General features: G+C 45.0%; 16 protein-coding genes and 2 riboswitches. Of the genes, 8 read left to right on the top strand and 8 right to left on the bottom strand.

Annotated elements, in window-relative coordinates; genetic code table 11:
• Nucleotides 1-32: 32 nt before the first annotated feature.
• The 4 genes from JMX03_RS05145 to JMX03_RS05130 form a co-directional block, all read right to left on the bottom strand.
• Nucleotides 33-539 (bottom strand): IS630 family transposase, encoded by a 507-nt coding sequence (locus JMX03_RS05145; protein WP_201594971.1) that lies wholly within the window; start codon nt 537-539, stop codon nt 33-35.
• 44 nt (nt 540-583) lie between these two features.
• A complete protein-coding gene (locus JMX03_RS05140) occupies nt 584-1,069 on the bottom strand; it encodes a winged helix-turn-helix domain-containing protein (RefSeq protein ID WP_201594969.1) in 486 nt (161 codons plus the stop codon).
• A gap of 56 nt (nt 1,070-1,125) precedes the next feature.
• Complete coding sequence (locus tag JMX03_RS14935) at nt 1,126-1,920, bottom strand: hypothetical protein (RefSeq protein WP_227695336.1); 795 nt, start codon at nt 1,918-1,920, stop codon at nt 1,126-1,128.
• A gap of 308 nt (nt 1,921-2,228) precedes the next feature.
• Entirely contained in the window at nt 2,229-2,549 is a 321-nt protein-coding gene (locus JMX03_RS05130; RefSeq protein WP_201594967.1) for a YcgL domain-containing protein, read from the bottom strand.
• A 500-nt stretch (nt 2,550-3,049) separates the two neighbouring features.
• Nucleotides 3,050-3,177, top strand: a riboswitch (glycine riboswitch).
• Nucleotides 3,178-3,219: 42 nt separating this feature from the next.
• A riboswitch (glycine riboswitch) is annotated at nt 3,220-3,375 on the top strand.
• Nucleotides 3,376-3,545: 170 nt separating this feature from the next.
• Here JMX03_RS05130 and gcvT point away from each other — a divergent pair.
• The 6 genes from gcvT (at nt 3,546) to JMX03_RS05100 (ending at nt 11,074) form a co-directional block, all read left to right on the top strand.
• Entirely contained in the window at nt 3,546-4,721 is a 1,176-nt protein-coding gene (gcvT, locus tag JMX03_RS05125) for a glycine cleavage system aminomethyltransferase GcvT (RefSeq protein ID WP_201594964.1), read from the top strand.
• A 152-nt stretch (nt 4,722-4,873) separates the two neighbouring features.
• Nucleotides 4,874-5,254, top strand: coding sequence for a glycine cleavage system protein GcvH (gene gcvH / locus JMX03_RS05120; protein WP_201594962.1), 381 nt, complete (start codon nt 4,874-4,876; stop codon nt 5,252-5,254).
• Between the two features lie 385 nt (nt 5,255-5,639).
• On the top strand, nt 5,640-6,392 hold the full coding sequence (locus JMX03_RS05115) for a nitroreductase family protein (protein WP_201594960.1): 753 nt from the start codon (nt 5,640-5,642) through the stop codon (nt 6,390-6,392).
• A gap of 113 nt (nt 6,393-6,505) precedes the next feature.
• Nucleotides 6,506-9,400, top strand: coding sequence for an aminomethyl-transferring glycine dehydrogenase (gene gcvP, locus JMX03_RS05110; protein ID WP_201594958.1), 2,895 nt, complete (start codon nt 6,506-6,508; stop codon nt 9,398-9,400).
• A 171-nt stretch (nt 9,401-9,571) separates the two neighbouring features.
• Nucleotides 9,572-10,279: an esterase/lipase family protein gene (locus JMX03_RS05105; RefSeq protein ID WP_201594956.1), complete on the top strand. Its 708-nt coding sequence runs from the start codon at nt 9,572-9,574 to the stop codon at nt 10,277-10,279.
• Nucleotides 10,280-10,399: 120 nt separating this feature from the next.
• Entirely contained in the window at nt 10,400-11,074 is a 675-nt protein-coding gene (locus tag JMX03_RS05100) for an esterase/lipase family protein (RefSeq protein ID WP_201594954.1), read from the top strand.
• A gap of 17 nt (nt 11,075-11,091) precedes the next feature.
• Here JMX03_RS05100 and JMX03_RS05095 read toward each other — a convergent pair whose 3' ends face one another.
• From JMX03_RS05095 to JMX03_RS05080, 4 genes are all read right to left on the bottom strand, one after another.
• Entirely contained in the window at nt 11,092-12,414 is a 1,323-nt protein-coding gene (locus tag JMX03_RS05095) for a ribonuclease D (RefSeq protein ID WP_320158298.1), read from the bottom strand.
• Nucleotides 12,415-12,542: 128 nt separating this feature from the next.
• The gene (gene recR, locus JMX03_RS05090) at nt 12,543-13,136 is read right to left on the bottom strand and encodes a recombination mediator RecR (RefSeq protein ID WP_201594952.1); all 594 of its coding nucleotides are present in this window, start codon (nt 13,134-13,136) and stop codon (nt 12,543-12,545) included.
• A gap of 105 nt (nt 13,137-13,241) precedes the next feature.
• Nucleotides 13,242-13,571 (bottom strand): YbaB/EbfC family nucleoid-associated protein, encoded by a 330-nt coding sequence (locus JMX03_RS05085; RefSeq protein ID WP_201575139.1) that lies wholly within the window; start codon nt 13,569-13,571, stop codon nt 13,242-13,244.
• Between the two features lie 150 nt (nt 13,572-13,721).
• Complete coding sequence (locus tag JMX03_RS05080; RefSeq protein WP_201597814.1) at nt 13,722-14,987, bottom strand: O-succinylhomoserine sulfhydrylase; 1,266 nt, start codon at nt 14,985-14,987, stop codon at nt 13,722-13,724.
• 432 nt (nt 14,988-15,419) lie between these two features.
• Here JMX03_RS05080 and JMX03_RS05075 point away from each other — a divergent pair, with 432 nt between their 5' ends.
• Entirely contained in the window at nt 15,420-17,135 is a 1,716-nt protein-coding gene (locus JMX03_RS05075) for a phospholipase D family protein (RefSeq protein ID WP_201594950.1), read from the top strand.
• A 195-nt stretch (nt 17,136-17,330) separates the two neighbouring features.
• A complete protein-coding gene (locus JMX03_RS05070; protein WP_201594948.1) occupies nt 17,331-18,632 on the top strand; it encodes an MFS transporter in 1,302 nt (433 codons plus the stop codon).
• Nucleotides 18,633-18,634 lie beyond the last annotated feature (2 nt).

Here is an 18,634-nt window from a genome sequence, read left to right as displayed (position 1 = left end):
CTTTTATCTTTATATAATACCAAACCCAACAATTAAAGTTGCGCCCAGGTACGAGTAGTTAAAGACCGAATCCTTTGTGGCTGTTTAAGTAGATTATTCCAAGCCAAGCATGCGGCATCGACAATAGCCTCATAACTGTCATAACAACGATTAGATAGCTCATTTTGCTTAAGGTACTGCCATACTCTCTCAGAGGGATTAAGCTCAGGTGAATAAGGCGGTAGTTTAAGCATAGTGACATTAGCCTGATTCAAGCTTGGTGGATGCCATAATGCGCCATCCATCACCACCACCGCATGACGTCCTTTTGGAACGGCTTTACTAATCTCTTGCATATGCAATAACATGGTGTGTTTATTAACGAAAGGCAGTACTAAGCCGACAGCCTTCTTTGTCGCTGGACAAAAGGCACCAAACAGATAAGCGGAATGAAACTGTTGCTGCTTGATCAGTCGAGGTCGCCCACCGCGGTAATGCCAAACTCTGGTCAATGAGCCTTGTTGTCCTATTCGAGTTTCATCTTGAAACCAGATGTCCACTTGATCTAGGCTCACATCAGTAGGCAGTGACGCCTTAACCTGTGCTATAAAGTTTTTTTAAAAGCGTCTTGAGCTTGTGGGTCGGCTTTTGGATGCTGACTACGAGCACTTATCCAACTCATATCAATACGCTTGAGTAGCTCGTAGATACCGTTAACGGTGTAGTGAGCGTTGTAGTGTTCTTTAGCCAATTGCTGAATGTCTTTGCCGGTTAGACGACCGCCAGCGCGCTTTTCTTGTTCAGAGACTATCATGGCTTTAAAAGCGGCTGTGTCTGCTTCTGCCAATTTGCTGCGACGACCTCGACGATGACGATCGTAGAGACTTTCAAGTCCTCGTTCATAGTATCGCTTCAACGTCCATCTGGCAGTTTCAGGATGTATGCAGAGGTCTTTGGCAATATCGTTGGTGGCTTTGCCTATACTATATTGGTATAAGATGAGCAGGCGTAGTCGGGCTCTGGGATTGCGCTCAGTCTTTGAGTGTTTGCCAAAGTCATGGTCTTCTAGGTTATGTATTGGTATAGTCATAAGTGGATTATACTATATATTTTGGGTTTGGTATAACTATAGCGTAAGCGTATAGATTACAGCTTTTTATCAGTTACTTCTTTAACAGGTGTGGTGGTGTTAGTAGTATCAATAGGTTCATCAAGCGCTTTACCAACAGGCTCGGTTGGTTTTTCTAGGGCAATTGGTGACGCCAAATCAGCCTTGCTATCAACGGAGCTTGGCTTCTGCAAACTTACTTCAGACTCCTGCTTGGTTAGCTGGCTACTCTCTGGTGGCGCTTTCATTTTTGAGTTTTTAGCTGCCAAGACTTCTTCTACCAAGTGCTTACCACTCTTTTTTTCTGAGCTTTTTTCTTCTAAAGCAGTTTCTTTTCCTAAATAATTCCCTGTCGCCAGTTGCATATTTGCTTGCGCATCTTCCTCAGTACTGCGACGCGCCTTGTCCAGGCTTGATTCAAATGCCCCGCGGATAAGCTGCCAGACAAAACCAACAAATAACCCGACGACCAATACCACCAAAATGGGTAAAGAGTTGGCAACCGCCCCAGCAATGTCTTTCATCATAATCGCATAGACAACACTGATACTGGCTGGTGCTATTTGACTGGGATCACCGAGCGCTGTGCCTGGGGCAAGTAAGACGGCAAATATCACCATCCAGCTCATACCGCCCAATGGGCGTGGTAGCATGCGGGCAACCAGTATCCATAGAATCAGCACTATAACGCTGCCACCAAGGTAAGCATACATTGGGAGATCTTCGGGCGGCACACCCTTTACCATCTGACTCCACCAAATGACGATCTCACCGAGAAGGTCACTGATTTTATCTAGGGGTAAGCTTTGTAAAATACTTTTTAACCAGTCCATGCGTGTTTAAACACCTGCGTTTATAGGTCGCGCGCGACATTGATATGGCTTAGCAAGTCAGTCATCCGAGCATCCAACAAGGTTTAACTTTGATGGGTTAAGGTTGCTAGATAACGCTGAACGTGCACGCTTGATAAGTAGCTAGTTTATCACGACTTTATAGTAAAAGGCATATTCACCTTTTATCGAGAGGCTTTTTTACGTGGGCTTTTGGTAGCCGTTTTATACAGACTCAACTATCAATCACCTCTGCCACGCTCCCTTCACTAGTAGCGGTTTAGTGTTGTGAAGCATGACTCTACTCATAATCAGTCGTAAATATTATCTTGAGCTTCACGAGCACGTAGCTCAGCCTGTCGGCGCATGACATCCTGCGGTGGCATTTGGACGAAATAACCTTGTGATTGTAATTTTGCCAACACCTCTTCCTTGTCAACGCGCGCAAGCTTGGTAGTCTCTGTAAGGTCTAAATGCATGACAAACTTGCTAACTCCAAGCCCTGCTCGAAAATCTTTTGGCAACACACCTAACCAATCTTTAATGTCCTCGGTATCATCAGGATAGTCAGGACGAGCGATGTACACATACATGTCGTCATGTTTGGGAAATTTATAAATATCACAATGCATAAGGCACCCTATCTCATACTAAGAATTAAAAAATGTGGATTATAACAGTCTTTCAAAACACTTAAAAACAACTCGAACATAACGAGATACTAAGCCTAGCACGGTTTACTGTACTATCTATAGTGACATTTAGTTATACCTGACTCTCAACTTAGTATGAACTATCGTAGGCTGGTGCTTTCAGCCCAGCTTTGAAACTTTACATAAGCAAAATGCTGGGCTAAAAGCACCAGCCTACACCAATAATTGTAGAATAGTTGAGAGTAGCATTTGGTTATAACTTACTATACAAGCTTACCCTTTCATACTCTCTTGCTCTATGGCTGCTACCGTTAATAATCAGTCATACTGGCTAAGATTCTTGCTACTATCGTTATTGAGATTATCGCTACACTTAGTCTCATTAACGGTTAAAACCCGTGGTTTAGTGGCTTTTTATAAAATTATTGACATTAATCCTGTAGATGACTTGTAAAAAGGTTGTGAACCTTTCATAATAAAAGGGTTTTTCAGGAGAGAGTTTTTTGACAGCAATGCGCGTTTATTAAACGCCATCCATACTGTCATACAACCACCGAAGGCGCATCCACCCTGCCAATCGCTCAGGTAAAAGGACTGAAAGACACATGCCTGCTATGTTTATCTGCTGACGCGATAAACTATATCACCGCATAACAAATCTGGAGAGCGGTAAGGACAAACGATGCCTTATCCACCGAAGGGGAGAAAACACGACGCTATAGGTTTTGAGCTCATATTGAGTACATAGCCTTTGATATACAGCTATCGTGTTGAAAATCTCAGGTCACAGGACAGATGGGGCTTTTGCTTAAACCGACGTTTGGCGTCTGTTTGGCACACGGCTTTGTTTTTTTTGTGGCACCTTTTAGCGCAATGTCTGCACCCTGCATACTTGCTTCTCGCTACTGTTACGACGCTTATCAAACACCGTACTTATTTTACTTGGTGCTGATAACGTCTACATAAGGATTTGTTATGACCGATACCAATTCTCAAAACACGAATACTCAAGCCCCTCAGCGTACTCCTTTATATCAGTCTCATGTCGATAGCGGTGGCAAAATTGTGGACTTTTCTGGCTGGGAGCTGCCCATTCATTATGGCTCACAAATCGAAGAGCATGAAGCCGTGCGCACTGATGCAGGCATGTTTGACGTCTCACATATGGTCATCGCTGACGTCAAAGGTCCTGATGCCAAAGCATGGTTACAAAAGCTACTGGCAAATGATGTCGACAAGCTCAAAACAGTCGGAAAGGCCTTATACTCTCCTATGCTTAATGAACAAGGCGGCATCATTGACGACCTTATCGTCTATCTATCGAATGCAGATGAAACCGAATACCGTATCGTCTCGAACGCAGGGACTCGTGACAAAGACATCGCCCACTTCCATAAAACTGCTGCAGGTTTTGATGTTACCATTACTGAGCGCGACGAGCTTGCTATGCTCGCCGTTCAAGGCCCAAATGCAGTCACCAAACTCACCCAAGTCAAGCCTGGTTGGGCTGACATTATCGCTGAGCTCAAGCCTTTTGTTGGTGCTGATCTGACTGATCTCGAAGGACCAGATTGGTTCGTCGCACGTACTGGCTACACTGGCGAAGACGGTGTCGAGGTGATCATGCCTGCTGATGATGCGGCCGATTTATTTGAACAATTAAAAGCAGCGGGCATCAAGCCTGCTGGACTTGGCGCTCGTGATACTCTGCGTATGGAAGCAGGTATGAACCTGTATGGCCATGATATGGATGAGAACGTCAGCCCTTATGAGTGCAACATGGGCTGGACATTGGCATTAAAAGACGAGCGTGACTTTGTTGGGCGTGAAGCATTGGTGAGCAAGCGCAAACAAGCCAAAGAAGACAATACAGCGATGAAGCAAGTTGGCCTATTGCTGACCACTCGTGGCGTATTGCGTGAAGGCATGGAAGTGACTATTAATCAGGGAGAAGACAATGAGCAAAAAGGCCTCATTACCAGTGGTACTTTCTCTCCTAGCTTAAAGCAATCTATCGCTATCGCCCGTGTGCCTGCCAGCCTATCAGATGATGATAAGGTACAAATCGACTTGCGCGGTAAAGGTAAGTTTGTTGATGCTCGTGTCCTAAAGCTGCCTTTCGTCCGTAATGGCAAGCAGCAGTTTGACTAAATACAACTTTAATTGATAATGCCTTGTTTTGGTTTTAGTATTGACTAATTTTAAGCAATACTGTTTGATTATGGGTTAACCGATATTTTCGCTGATGCCTTCGGTTAGTCTATCATTCTCATTTTTGATCTTTATCCTCAAAGGAGTACTTTATGAGCAACATCCCAGCAGAACTCAAATATATCGCCAGTCACGAATGGCTGCGCCTAGAAGAAGATGGCACCATCACCGTTGGTATCACGGACCATGCACAAGATGCGTTAGGTGATGTCGTCTACGTCGAGCTACCTGATGTGGAAGATACTATCGCTGTCGACGATGAGATAGCGGTCGTCGAGTCGGTAAAAGCGGCCTCTGACATCTACGCTCCTCTTTCAGGCGAAGTCGTTGCGGTTAACGAAAGCCTTGAAGACGATCCAGAAATCATCAACTCAGACCCATATGGTGAAGGCTGGTTCTTTAGAATGAAGCCTGACAATATAGCAGACTACGAAGCCTTAATGACTGCTGAAGAGTACGAAAACGAGCTGTAAGCGATAAATGCCAATACTAATAAGCTGCTGCCGAATCAGTAGCTATATAATCTGTTCAAAATAAAACCGATAGCCTAATGACACATGCTACTGGTATAGGTTTTCTTTACATACTGCTGCACAAAGGCAGCGATAGCAATGTCAAACGAAGCCCCCAGTAGCCCCGTATCGGTCTTAAAGCGAACCAACTATAGCGATTGCAGATATTAGCGGTCTGTTGATATCTGCCTTTAGGTATCACCCATACTTAAGTTCAAACATTCGACTAACTGTCACACGATTTTATGGTCCAAATACTTTGACAACACTACAGTACGACTGGTAGTGGCTCGCAACTAGTGCCTTTAAGTTAATGCCTCTTAATTATAAAGCGGATACTATTAATATGAGTATAGACAAAGCAGACAGCACAGCAGCATCCATTCACACTCCAAATCTACAAGCGTTTCGTGAAGTCGTTGAGTCGCGTCGCTCAGTGCGCCGCTTTACCGATACGCCGATTCCTGATGCCGTGCTTGATGATTGTTTGCGACTGGCTATGCTCGCCCCAAACTCTAGCAACTTGCAGCCGTGGGAGTTTTACGTCATAGACAGCGTAGACAGCCGAAAACGTGCTATCAAAAACTGCATGAACCAAAACGCCGCAAAAACGTCTGCACGTTTAATCGCTGTGGTGGCACGCACCGATAACTGGCATGATCACGCCAAACAAGTGTTGCGTGAATATCCAGTCAACCCCGTACCAAAAAAAGTCAAGGACTACTATAACAAAGTCGTCACGTTAGACTTCTTACGAGGGCCTGTCAACATCGTCTCCGCTGCTAAATGGGGCACTATTCAAGTGATAAGACGAGCAAAAGGCCCGATCAAATCGCCGTATTATACGTTTGATGATGTCAAAAACTGGGCGACCAACAATGCAGCACTTGCGGCACAAAACCTGATGCTAGCGTTACGTGCGCATGGGTTTGATAGCTGCCCGATGGGCGGCTTTGATGAACCTGCTATGAAAAAGCTGCTTGGACTTGGCGACGATCATCATATTGTTATGATGATCGGTGCAGGTGCACGTGCTGATAATGGTATCTACCATACACAGTTTCGCTTTGATCCAGATCAGCTTGTACATTACGTATAGATCTGTTTTATATCGTTCTACCTTGCTAAGACCGTCTTTTAGCAGGTTATTATTTATCAAACTTGTTTTTGCCACACTTACTGTCTTTTTCATCGACTCTATTAAGGAATGTCATGACTACCTCTCAAAACCCGACGCTCGACACCTTTGCAGGTTTATTTAATGAAGCGGAGTTCGTCTACCGTCACTTAGGCTCTAATGATGCTAAGCAGGCTGATTTGCTGGATGCTATTGGTTATAAAGATATGGACAGCTTTATCGATAGTACTGTCCCTGAGCCTGTGCGTATGCATAAAGCCTTAAACCTACCTAAAGCGATGAGCGAACATGGCGCACTCGCCAGACTACGAGCGATGGCGGACAATATTACTGTCAATAAAAGCTATATCGGTCAAGGTTACTCGCCGGTACGTATGCCTGCCGTCATTCAGCGCAACGTCCTAGAAAATCCAGGCTGGTATACCGCTTATACCCCTTATCAAGCTGAGATTGCCCAAGGTCGCCTTGAAGCACTATTAAACTTCCAGCAAGTATGTATCGACCTAACTGGCCTTGAGCTGGCTGGTGCTTCACTACTAGACGAAGCGACTGCAGCCGCTGAAGCGATGGCCATGTCAAAGCGCATGAGCAAAAGCAAATCCACGCAGTTTTTTGTCGATGAGCGCATATACCCACAAACCCTAGACGTGATTCGTACTCGTGCTAAATACTTTGGCTGGGAAGTGGTGGTCGGTGACTTTGAAACCGCCAAATCTGGTGATTACTTCGGTGCCCTATTTCAGTATGTCGGTAAAGAAGGCGATGTCAAAGACTTAACCGACGTGATCAGCGCTGTTAAGAAAAACAAAACCTATACCTCAGTTGTCAGCGATATTTTGAGCTTGGTATTATTAAAATCACCTGCTGATATGGGTGCAGATGTGGCGTTAGGTAGCACGCAGCGCTTTGGTATTCCTATGGGCTTTGGTGGTCCACATGCCGCCTATTTTGCTTTTTCTGATAAAGCCAAGCGTTCAGCGCCTGGTCGTATCATTGGTGTCTCAAAAGACGCGCAAGGTAATACTGCTCTACGTATGGCGCTACAAACGCGCGAGCAGCATATCCGCCGCGAAAAAGCCAACTCAAACATCTGTACCTCGCAAGTATTGCTCGCCAACCTAGCGGGTATGTATGCCGTCTATCATGGCCCAACGGGCGTTAAGCGTATCGCAACCCGTATCCATGCGATGGCTACTGCGTTTGCTGAGGTGATTAGAAACAACAGCGACTCATTGAGTGTGGTACATGATCAATTCTTCGATACCGTCGTCGTTGATTGCGGTTCAGAGAAGCTGGCCACTCAAATCTTCGAAAATGCAGATAACGTTGGCTTTAACTTATGGCGGATCGACCACACCAAAATCAGCGTCTCCTTTAGTGAAGTGAGTAACCAAGAGGACTTTAATGTCCTAACTCAGTTGTTTGTCAATAAAGCGCACGACTTGCCTGCAAAAGCGACTGTTTCACTCAATACAGAGCATCTGCGCACTGACGACATCTTAACGCATCCAGTGTTCAACTCACATCATACCGAACACGAAATGCTACGCTACCTAAAGACCCTTGAAGACAGAGACTTGGCGATGAACCGCAGCATGATCTCCTTGGGTAGCTGTACCATGAAGCTGAATGCGACCAGTGAGATGCTACCAATCACATGGCCTGAATTTGCCAATGTGCATCCCTTTGCGCCGCGTGACCAAGTCACTGGCTATATCTCAATGATTGATAGCTTACAAGAGCAGTTAAAAGCCATTACTGGCTTCGATGAGATATCCATGCAGCCAAACTCTGGTGCATCAGGTGAATATGCAGGTCTGCTCGCTATTCGCCGCTATCATGAGTCGCTTGGCGAGACGGACCGTGACATTTGCTTGATTCCCCAGTCAGCACACGGTACCAACCCTGCGACCGCAATCATGATGGGTATGCAAGTTGTGGTGGTCAAAACTGACGAAAATGGTAACGTAGACATCGATGACCTAACTGCTAAGTGTGAAGAGCATAGCACGAATCTAGGCGCTTTGATGATCACTTATCCATCAACACATGGTGTGTTTGAAGAAGGCATCCGCCATATCTGTGACCTCATCCATAAACATGGTGGTCAGGTCTATATGGATGGCGCTAATATGAACGCACAGGTTGGCATCATGCAGCCTGCTGAAGTCGGTGCCGACGTGTTGCATATGAACTTGCACAAAACCTTTTGTATTCCCCATGGCGGCGGTGGCCCAGGTATGGGTCCTATCGGTATGCAAGCGCATCTAGCACCCTTTATCGCCAACCATACTATTAGCCCTGTGCATAACGCGCAAAACGACTGCTCAGCTGTATCAGCTGCGCCTTATGGCTCAGCAAGCATTTTACCAATCTCGTGGATGTATATCGCGATGATGGGACGTGACGGTCTACTTGAAGCGACTAAGCTTGCATTGTTGAATGCCAACTATGTGGCTGACAGCTTAAAAGACCACTACCCTGTTTTGTACACGGGTAAAAATGGCCGTGTGGCGCACGAATGTATCATCGATATTCGTCCGCTAAAAGAAGAGACTGGCATCACTGAAAGTGATATCGCTAAGCGCTTGATGGATTATGGCTTCCACTCGCCAACCATGAGCTTCCCAGTAGCAGGGACTCTGATGATTGAGCCTACTGAGTCTGAATCAAAAGAAGAGATAGATCGCTTTATCAATGCTCTAAAATCTATCAAAGCTGAAGCCATGAAAGCCAAAGCGGGTGAAGGGGGTTGGACGTTAGAGGACAACCCTCTAGTCAATGCGCCGCATACTGCAGCAGTCATCACTGCTGATGAGTGGAAACATCCGTACAGCCGTGATGTTGCGGCATTCCCATTACCGTATATACGTCAGAATAAGTTCTGGCCTTCGGTTGGCCGTGTCGATGATGTCTATGGTGATAAGAACCTAATGTGCTCTTGCCCAAGTATCGAAAATTATATGTAATCCTCGATACTGACAGACGCAAACTCTGATCTGTCATAAATTAAAGAAAAACCTCCAAGTCAGCGATGATTTGGAGGTTTTTTGATATGGTCAGTATAATTACTAATAATTAGAACGCTATACAGCCATTAATTCTCAAAGCCATACCAACACCCCATGGAATGAAATATCATGCTTACCAGCCTATTCTCTAGTAATACGCCGCCAACAACAGAGCATGATGCCTCACAGCCCTTCGTCGTCTTAACTCATGGACTGCACCAAAATGCATTGTATATGGAGTTTTTGGCCAAAAAACTACAAATCAAAGGCTTTCATCCTTTTAAGTTTGATTACGATAGCTTGGGTGAAACGCTTGACCAGCATAGTGACAACTTAAATAATTGGCTGGAAAAAAACCACGATCCAAATATAGCCATTAATATGGTTGGGCATAGTTTGGGTGGTCTGATGATCAGAGATTTTATTGCCCGCTATTCACAATGGAAGATTGGCCGCTGCGTCACTCTAGGTACGCCTCACATTGGCAGTATCAAAGCAAAATACATAAAGGACTTGATACCACCTCTGATTGGTAAATCCTATGAAAAATCCTTAGATGGCAACATAGCACCATTGAAAGAAGGGGTTTGCATGGGCGTCATTGCAGGTAATGTGCCCAATAACTTTAGCCAAGTTGTTTTGATGTATCATGAATATCAGGCCAACTTGACGCTCGATGAACGCGAGCATGATGGGGCCGTTTTTGTTTACGAGACCCAGCTACCCAACGCTGCAGACCATATTACTCTGCCTGTCTCGCACATGGAGATGTTGGTAGATGACAGTGTCGCCTATCAGACCGCTTACTTTTTAAAGTATGGTAAGTTTGAGAGATAGTTTTTTGAACGGCTAAGGCTCATCATATCTAAGGCGCCCTCTATGTCAGCACTTGATTTGGCACGTTTTGTTTGCTTTACTGATCAATAAATTACTATTACATAGCCATTGGACAACCGCATGAGCCAAAAAAACCGCCTGATTCTTATTCATGGTCTGCATCAAGCGCCCTTTATCATGCGCCCAATGGCTAGACGCATGCAAGCACAAGGGTTTGATACTTATCAATATGGCTATCGCAGTATGCGTGATGGCATCAAGACCAATAGCGCCCGCCTTAATAGCTGGCTTGAAGCCAATCACCATCCTGACCAGTTGCTAGACTTGGTAGCGCATAGCTTGGGCGGCTTAATTGTTCGTGATTTTATTTACAATTATCCACAGTGGCAGATTGGTCGCTGCGTGACGCTCGGCACGCCGCATAATGGCAGCGTCTGCGCGGATTATATTTGGCAACTCACGCCAGCGATCGTCGGCAAGTCATATGAAAACGCCTTAGATGGCACTGCTGCGCCACTGCCTGAGCATATTGATTTAGGAGTGATTGCTGGCAATAAGCCCCAAGGGTTGGGACAGCCATTTTTGCACTATCATAACCGCAAACTACGCAAATCAGGTACGGCGCTGTCTGATGAGCTGCTCGCCCACGATGGTACTGTCTATGTCTCGGAGACCAAGCTTGACGCTGCTAGCGACCATCTCATCATGCCCGTCACCCATACGGGTATGCTTATCAATAAAGGTGTCGCTTGGCAAACAGCGCATTTCTTACAGCATGGACAGTTTAAACGCTAGCTGATAGTCAGACACCGCTAACTCCTGATGCCCATGCCCTGCTGTAGCTCAGTTTTATGCACTTCAATCACTGGAATAAGCGTTTGTGTCACCCACTCATAGCGCCAACCCTGCAAACCTTGTGGCATGTCTGCTAGATCTTTATCAAAAGCAATGACTTCATAAAGTTGCCCAAGCCACTTTTTGCGCATCAGCACATTGGCTGGGACACCGAGCTTCTCAGCCTGCTCATCAATCGCTTCCTGCACGGCCTTTGACAGCACTTTGTTTTTTGAGCGATAAGGCGGTAGCGGCGGTTCTGGATATTCAACAGGCGCAAGCGCTTTGGCGTCTTTGATGACTTTTAGCAGCTCCTCACCATATAGTCTGAGCATACTACGGTGCATCGTGGTTTTGTGCGCAAGCCCACGCATACTCGTCGGCTGCTCAGTGATAATCTCCCGCACCGCTTGTTTTTTGATGACAAAAGTACGCGGCTGATTGGTCGCACGAGCCAATTCCTCACGCCAAGTCGCCACTGACTTTAGTACTGCCATTTGCTGCGAGGTATAACGATAATCTGCCATGGTCAGATATATGGCATCATCTGCGACATGCTGCGATTGATACAGCTCATGAGCATAAAGCTGACAGTCTTCCCATACATGGTCATACAGCCCTTGCGATTTCAGTGCATACTCAATACTGAGATACAGTGCGGGTAAATAGCGCACATCATCAATCGCATATTGCTCCTGCTCATCAGTCAGTGGACGCTGGAGCCAATCAGACAGACTGTGTTCTTTGTCAATGTGCATATCCAACTGCTCATCGAGCGCTTGCTGATAGCCCATTTGTAGTTGACCTGTCAAATAAGACAGTGCAATCTGGGTATCAAAAATATTGGTCAATGGAGGACAGCCAGATAACAGGTAAAAAATACCCAGATCTTCTCCGCAAGCATGCCAAATAGCAATATCAACTTCGGTCAGTGCCTGCCATAACTCCTCTAAACGCAGCTGCGGCGCATCTAACAAATAAATATGGTCACCAATATTTAACTGCACTAAGGCGAGACGCGGATAATAAGTATCACGCTTGATAAATTCAGTATCAAGTGCCACCCGCCCGCAAGTCTCTAACGCATCAATCACTTCATCCAACTGGCTTTGCTCTCGCACCCACGTGATGGCGACTTCATCCGCAATGTCTAATAATGCATCGATATCAGGTTCAGCAGGTAACATTGCCTCGTTTGTGTTTGTCGCTGTTTTTCCCTGCTGTTCTTGCATAGAATCAGCAGGGTGAGCGTATGAGGAAGAGTCAGATTGAGTATTTATATTGGATAAAGGGTCAGACACGGGCAAATACCTGCATAATTAAAAGAAAAGAAAGCGCTAACAATAGCGCTTAGATAAAAGACTGAGCTTTCAGTCTACAGTGATTTCTAGTCTACAAAAGTTTCATTGAATGGAGAGACCATGACAGATCATAAGAAAGAGCGGTTTTGCATGGCTTGCCCAAGGGTCATGCTATCAAGGTATTCAAGCTCGCCGCCCATGGGCACACCTTGTGCCAAACGGGTGACTTTTTTAACATAGCGACTCACTGCTTCGCTGATAAAGTGCGCGGTGGTCTGGCCTTCTACAGTAGTACCCGTTGCCAGTATCAGCTCCTCGACAGGCTCCTGTTTGACACGCCATACCAATTGATCAATGTTTAAATCATCAGCACTGACACCGTCAATAGGTGACAGATGTCCCCCTAGGACAAAATAACGTCCGCGGTAGCCTGCCGTTTGCTCAATAGCCATCACATCCGCTGCGGTCTCAACCACGCATAGTAACCCATCATCACGCCTTGGATCTTGGCATAATGGGCAGATAGCGTCATCACTAAAGCTATGACAGCGCTGACACTCTACGATATCACGCATCGCCTCATCAAGCGCTTGTGCAAGCGCCATGCCTTGTGGGCGTTTTTTGCTAAGCAGATGCAGCGCCATACGTTGGGCGCTTTTTTGGCCAACGCCAGGCAAGATACGCAATTGTTTCACCAGATGATCAAATTTGGCTGTGAGCAAAGTTGCTTCCTTTATCTATAAACCGTAGCTATAAAAATGGGGTCGCATCCTATAGATAACAACCCCATTATTGTCTTCAATATACAGTACTTACCATAAAAATGCTTAGAACAGGCCTTGCATACCTGGTGGTAAACCCATACCTGAAGTCGCGCCAGCCATCGTTTCTTCGTACAGCTCATCCGCTTGACGCACCGCATCATTAATCGCAGCTGCGATCAAATCTTCGATCATATCAGGCTCATCTTCAAGTAAGCTTGGATCGATGGTCAAGCGTTTCACTACATGACGTCCAGTCATGGTCACTTTTACCAAACCACTACCCGACTCTGCCTGAACTTCTTTATTGGCTAGGTCTTTTTTGGCGTTTTCAACGTTTGCTTCGACTTTCTTTTGCATCGTTTGTGCTTGCTGCATCAGTGCTTGAATATTCATAGTTGCCTCTTTGCATTTTGGAGTAATGAGTCATTAGTAATAACGTCATTTTTAATTAATGTAGCTAACTAACATAGCTAATTAACGTCGCTTTCATGTGTTATTAGCATGCATTATTGGCATGCGTTGACAGCGATTATACAGTCATCTTCACAAACTGTCTAAACCGCGCGCCAAGTCCTTAATAATATCTTCTACATCTTCCAGTCCAACCGACAAGCGAATAAGGCTATCGTTGACGCCCGCTTCAGCACGTGCCTCTGCAGTCAGGCGGAAGTGAGTGGTCGTTGCAGGATGAGTAATAGTCGTTTTGGCATCACCAAGATTATTGGTGATAGATATCATTTGCGTCGAGTCAATGATATGCCAAGCAGCCGCGGTCGCATCACGGTTAGCAGAAGCTTTTACCTCAAACCCCATAATTGCGCCATAACCCTCTGGCATATGATGCTGACGCTTCACTAACTCGTGAGCAGGATGATCGGACAACCCCGAAAAATGCACTTTACTGACGTTAGGATGATTAACCAAAAACTGTGCCACTTGATTGGCGTTGGCACAGTGAGCCTGCATACGGAGCTTGAGCGTTTCAAGACCTTTGGTAAATACCCAAGCATTAAACGGGCTCATACTGATACCACCAGAGCGTACGACAGTGAACGCCTCTTGCATCAGCTTATCACTACCCACGAGCGCACCGCCAAGCACTCGACCCTGACCATCTAGATATTTGGTCGCAGAATGAATAATCACATCGGCACCCAAATCTAATGGGCGTTGCAGCGCAGGCGTTGCAAAGCAGTTATCAACGACCAACAAAATATGATTGGCTTTACACAGCTTACTTAAATAGCCAATATCACAAATCTGCGCTAAGGGATTGCTTGGGCTTTCACAGTAAATAACCTTGGTATTCGGCTGAACAGCGTTTGCCCATGCTTCATTATCGTAGCAATCAACATAGCTGACCTCGACACCAAACTTAGCCATGTAGTTATTAAATAAGCCAATAGATGAGCCAAATAACTGATTGGCGGCAAGCAGATGATCACCCGCCTTTAGATAAGCCAAGCACATGGTCAAAATTGCGCCCATACCCGAGGCCGTAGCGACCGCACGCTCACCATTTTCTAAGGCTGCTAAACGGCGCTCAAAGGTGCGCACACTTGGGTTAGTGTGACGTGAGTAAACGTTGCCCGTCTTAGTGCCATTAAAGTGCGCGGCCGCATCGCTTGCTGAAGTATAGACGTATGAGCTGGTCGTAAATATCGCTTCTGAGTGCTCACCCTCATCGGTACGGTGGTGTCCTGCTCGTACAGCGATGGTTTGCATACCATAACCCAATTCCAAATCGAGGGCGTCATCACGCCAGTTCGAATCTAAACCACTATCATCATGCGCTTGCGACTGACTCATAACTTTTCCATTACTATTATTGATATTATCGTTCATGCTGGCATTGGTCATACTTTTGGACTTTGCTAATCCTAAAAAGACTAGCACAAGGACATATTGAATATGCCCGAAACGCCATTAATGACTATCTGAACCTTGATTGTAGAGTAGCTCTAAATGCAGCGTTATCATATCATGTCACTTTATTCCAAACATCTTATTTTGACGAGCCACAAATCTTGCTTATGAATATCAGACTGTGTTGGCCACGCTAAGAAAAATAACGAATTTTTAATAGGAAGATATCACTACACCTGCTAAGCTTAGCGGCAATTTGACTTTTGCTTCACCCAGTATTCTTAATCGAGTATTTTGGACCAGATTATGGCTAGATTTGCCTTATTAAATTACAGTACACTTTACAATAAACCAAGCTCATCAAGGTAAATAGTTATGTCGATGTTCAGTATAGAGCCAAGCAACTTGTCACTCAGCCTAACGCTTGGACTGACGTTGGGGCTTAGTGCGTGTCAAATTTTGCCCGGACAGCCACACTTGCCTGAAAGCCAAGCCTTATCAGCACGTGTCAATGCTCTATATCAACAAGAAAACAACCTAGAAGAAGCTCAAAATAAAGAAACTGACAGCAGTAGCAATATTAATCATGTTCAAAGCAATAATAACCAAAATAATGGCGAGAACTCACTGCCTGCTGATATAGAAAACACCAATCTGGTAGCAGCCATTACTGAGCAAAACGAGAGTCATCCCGAACTGTCAGGCTATCACCCCATTGTCACTGGTGCGAATGCTTTTGCCTCACGTAGTATTTTGACTGATATGGCCACTCGTAATATTGATGTGCAATATTATATCTGGCACGATGACCAAGCTGGTCAGCTGATGTTAAAGGACTTGTGGGAAGCAGCTGAGCGCGGGGTCATTGTGCGCTTATTACTTGACGATTTTAATAACGATGCTAAGTTTGATCAACACCTACTGCGCTTTTCTAGTCATCCAAATATTGCCGTGCGTATCGTAAATCCATTGATGTATCGTAAATTTCAATCACTTAACTATGTGACTGGACTGCCCCGCATCAATAGACGTATGCACAATAAAAGCATGACTTTTGACAGACAGATTACCATCATCGGTGGCCGAAATATTGGCAACGAATATCTGAGCAATGATCAAAACAGCCAGTTTGCAGACTTAGATGTCTTGCTGATTGGCAAAGTAGTGGCCGACATTGATAATAGCTTTGCTAGCTACTGGTCTTCGCCAATATCTTTTGATATCGAAACGCTGGTGACGCTCAATAAAGGCGCTACCAATGATTTTTTGACGGGGCTAGATAAGTTAGACGAAGACGAAAAGACCAACTCGCGTAGCAGCTTAGCCATCTATAAAGCCGCTATTGAGGACTCCTCTATCGATACCGATCTGGTCAATAAGCGCGTGCCGTTTCGCTGGACAGACATGCAGTTTTTGAGTGACGATGTTGGTAAATTGACCAAATCTGTGCCAGCTGACACCAATCTTGTTCATCAGCTGCGTACCTTATTAGGCAGTCCTTCTAAAAACCTGACCATCATTTCATCGTACTTCGTTCCTACTAGAGACGGAGTTAATACGCTGGTACAGCTGGCAGAATCTGGTATCGATATCAAGATTTTGACCAACTCCTTTGATGCAACCGATGTCACTGCTGTGCATTCTGGATACAGTCAATGGCGACCCAGACTGCTACGTTCAGGTATCAAAATCTATGAGCTAAAGTCTACTGCCAGTGAAGAGAAACGTGAAAACAAACTGTGGAAAGCTCGCAGTCAATCATCAACCAGTCTGCATGCCAAGACTTTTGCGGTTGATGATCATCAAGTTTTTATCGGTTCTTATAATGTAGATCCCCGTTCTGCCAATATCAATACTGAAATGGGTGTACTCATTAATGATAATGAGCTGGCACGGCAATTGCACGAAACACTTGGCGACAATCTGCTGAGTCAAGCTTATGAAGTCAGGTTAGTAGAGAGTGATCAGCTGCAGTGGCATACCCTCGAAAATGGCGAAAAAGTAGTTTATACCTCAGAGCCAAAGGTAGATTTTAAAGATCATGTTTGGCTAACCGTCATGTCGTGGCTACCAATTGATTGGCTGCTCTAGGGCTTTGAGAGCATCTATTTATATCTGTCTTCTCTTAAGTCTTGAACCTTCTGCAACAACGCTTATCTAAAAATCTTTATATTTATTTTGGTGAGTCATTCGTTAATACTAATGGCTTAGCTTTTTTTATGATGTTGGTTGTCTACCTGATGACCGACTCTATAACCGCTTTTATATGTGGATGCGTGATACATTATGCCTTCTCGTCCTCAATATGAACTCATGTCTCCTAAAGACAGAAATATAGTATTATTTGTTTGCTTTAGCAGTGCCGTGATGTTCTTTGATTTTTTGATCTACTTGTACATGGTAGATGTCATCTCGGCAGCTTTTTTCCCTGCCAATGCTGACTCTGCAATTACTAGATTGCAAGGGCTTGGGCTCTTTACCATTGGTTACTTAGCCCGCCCGCTTGGTGGCATTATCTTTGGTCGTTATGGCGACATCAAAGGCCGCAAGCCTGTGTTATTAATAAGCATACTAGTCACTGCAGCTTCTATGCTAGCGATGGCATTGTTACCTACTTATGCACAGTGGGGACTGGCTGCTCCAGCTTTATTTATTGCACTTCGCATCATACAAGGCATGGCCTTTGGTGTCTTTGCGCCATTAACATGGATTTTCGTCGCTGAGCATGTGCCTCGGCAATACCTTTCGGCTGGCTGTAGCTACATCATGGTAAGTTTTTTGCTAGGTGTGTTATTTTCCAATGCTTTTTTTATGTGGCTCACGGCTTCGATGACCACAGAGCAGTTAATCACTGATGGTTGGCGCTTACCGTTTATCGTTGCGACCATTCTCAGCTTTTTGCCCATCTTGGCATGGCGCTATATCAGTGAGTCACCATTCTTTATCGAAATGAAAGAGCAAAAACCTGGTAAATGTTTTGCAAAGCCATTCACTCTGCTATTCAAACATTGTAAGCATTCAATATTCATCGGCATGATATTGACATTGATTATCTCTAGCCTCGTCACTGTCGTGGTGCTGCTCCTACCAAAGTTAATCACGCTACGTTTTACCATAGACAGTGATTTGTTTGGGTTTTCGCACAGCCTTGGTATCATCTTCATGATTTTTGGCTGTCTTTTTTATGGCATTTTATCTAATTATCAAAACTTCGGTAAAATCTTAGTCATTGGGTCTGCATTACTCATCGCGCAAGTTTTTGCTTTTTTCTATCATTTGGATGCAGGTGGTGATTATATCCTCATCATGTATGCTCTTTTGGGTTTTTGTGCAGGCATCGTCGGTATGATACCAGCGATTTTTGTACAGTTATTCCCAACCAATGTACGTCTGACGGGGATGGCTTTTTCTTATAACGTGACCTATGGTATCGTAGGCGGCCTAGTGCCTTTTGCGCTCAGTTATGCCACTGTTTTTGTGAGCTTTTCACCAGCATTGTATATCGCTTTTATTGGCTTTATCGGGATAATCATTGGGCTTTATTTTTATAATCTGCCCGAATTCAAACAAATCAATCAGCTCGTTTAGCT

Source organism: Psychrobacter fulvigenes (assembly GCF_904846155.1).
Classification (GTDB): Bacteria; Pseudomonadota; Gammaproteobacteria; order Pseudomonadales; family Moraxellaceae; genus Psychrobacter; species Psychrobacter fulvigenes.
The sequence above is the reverse complement of the archived record's forward strand: the minus strand, read 5'-3'. Positions and strand labels throughout refer to the sequence as shown.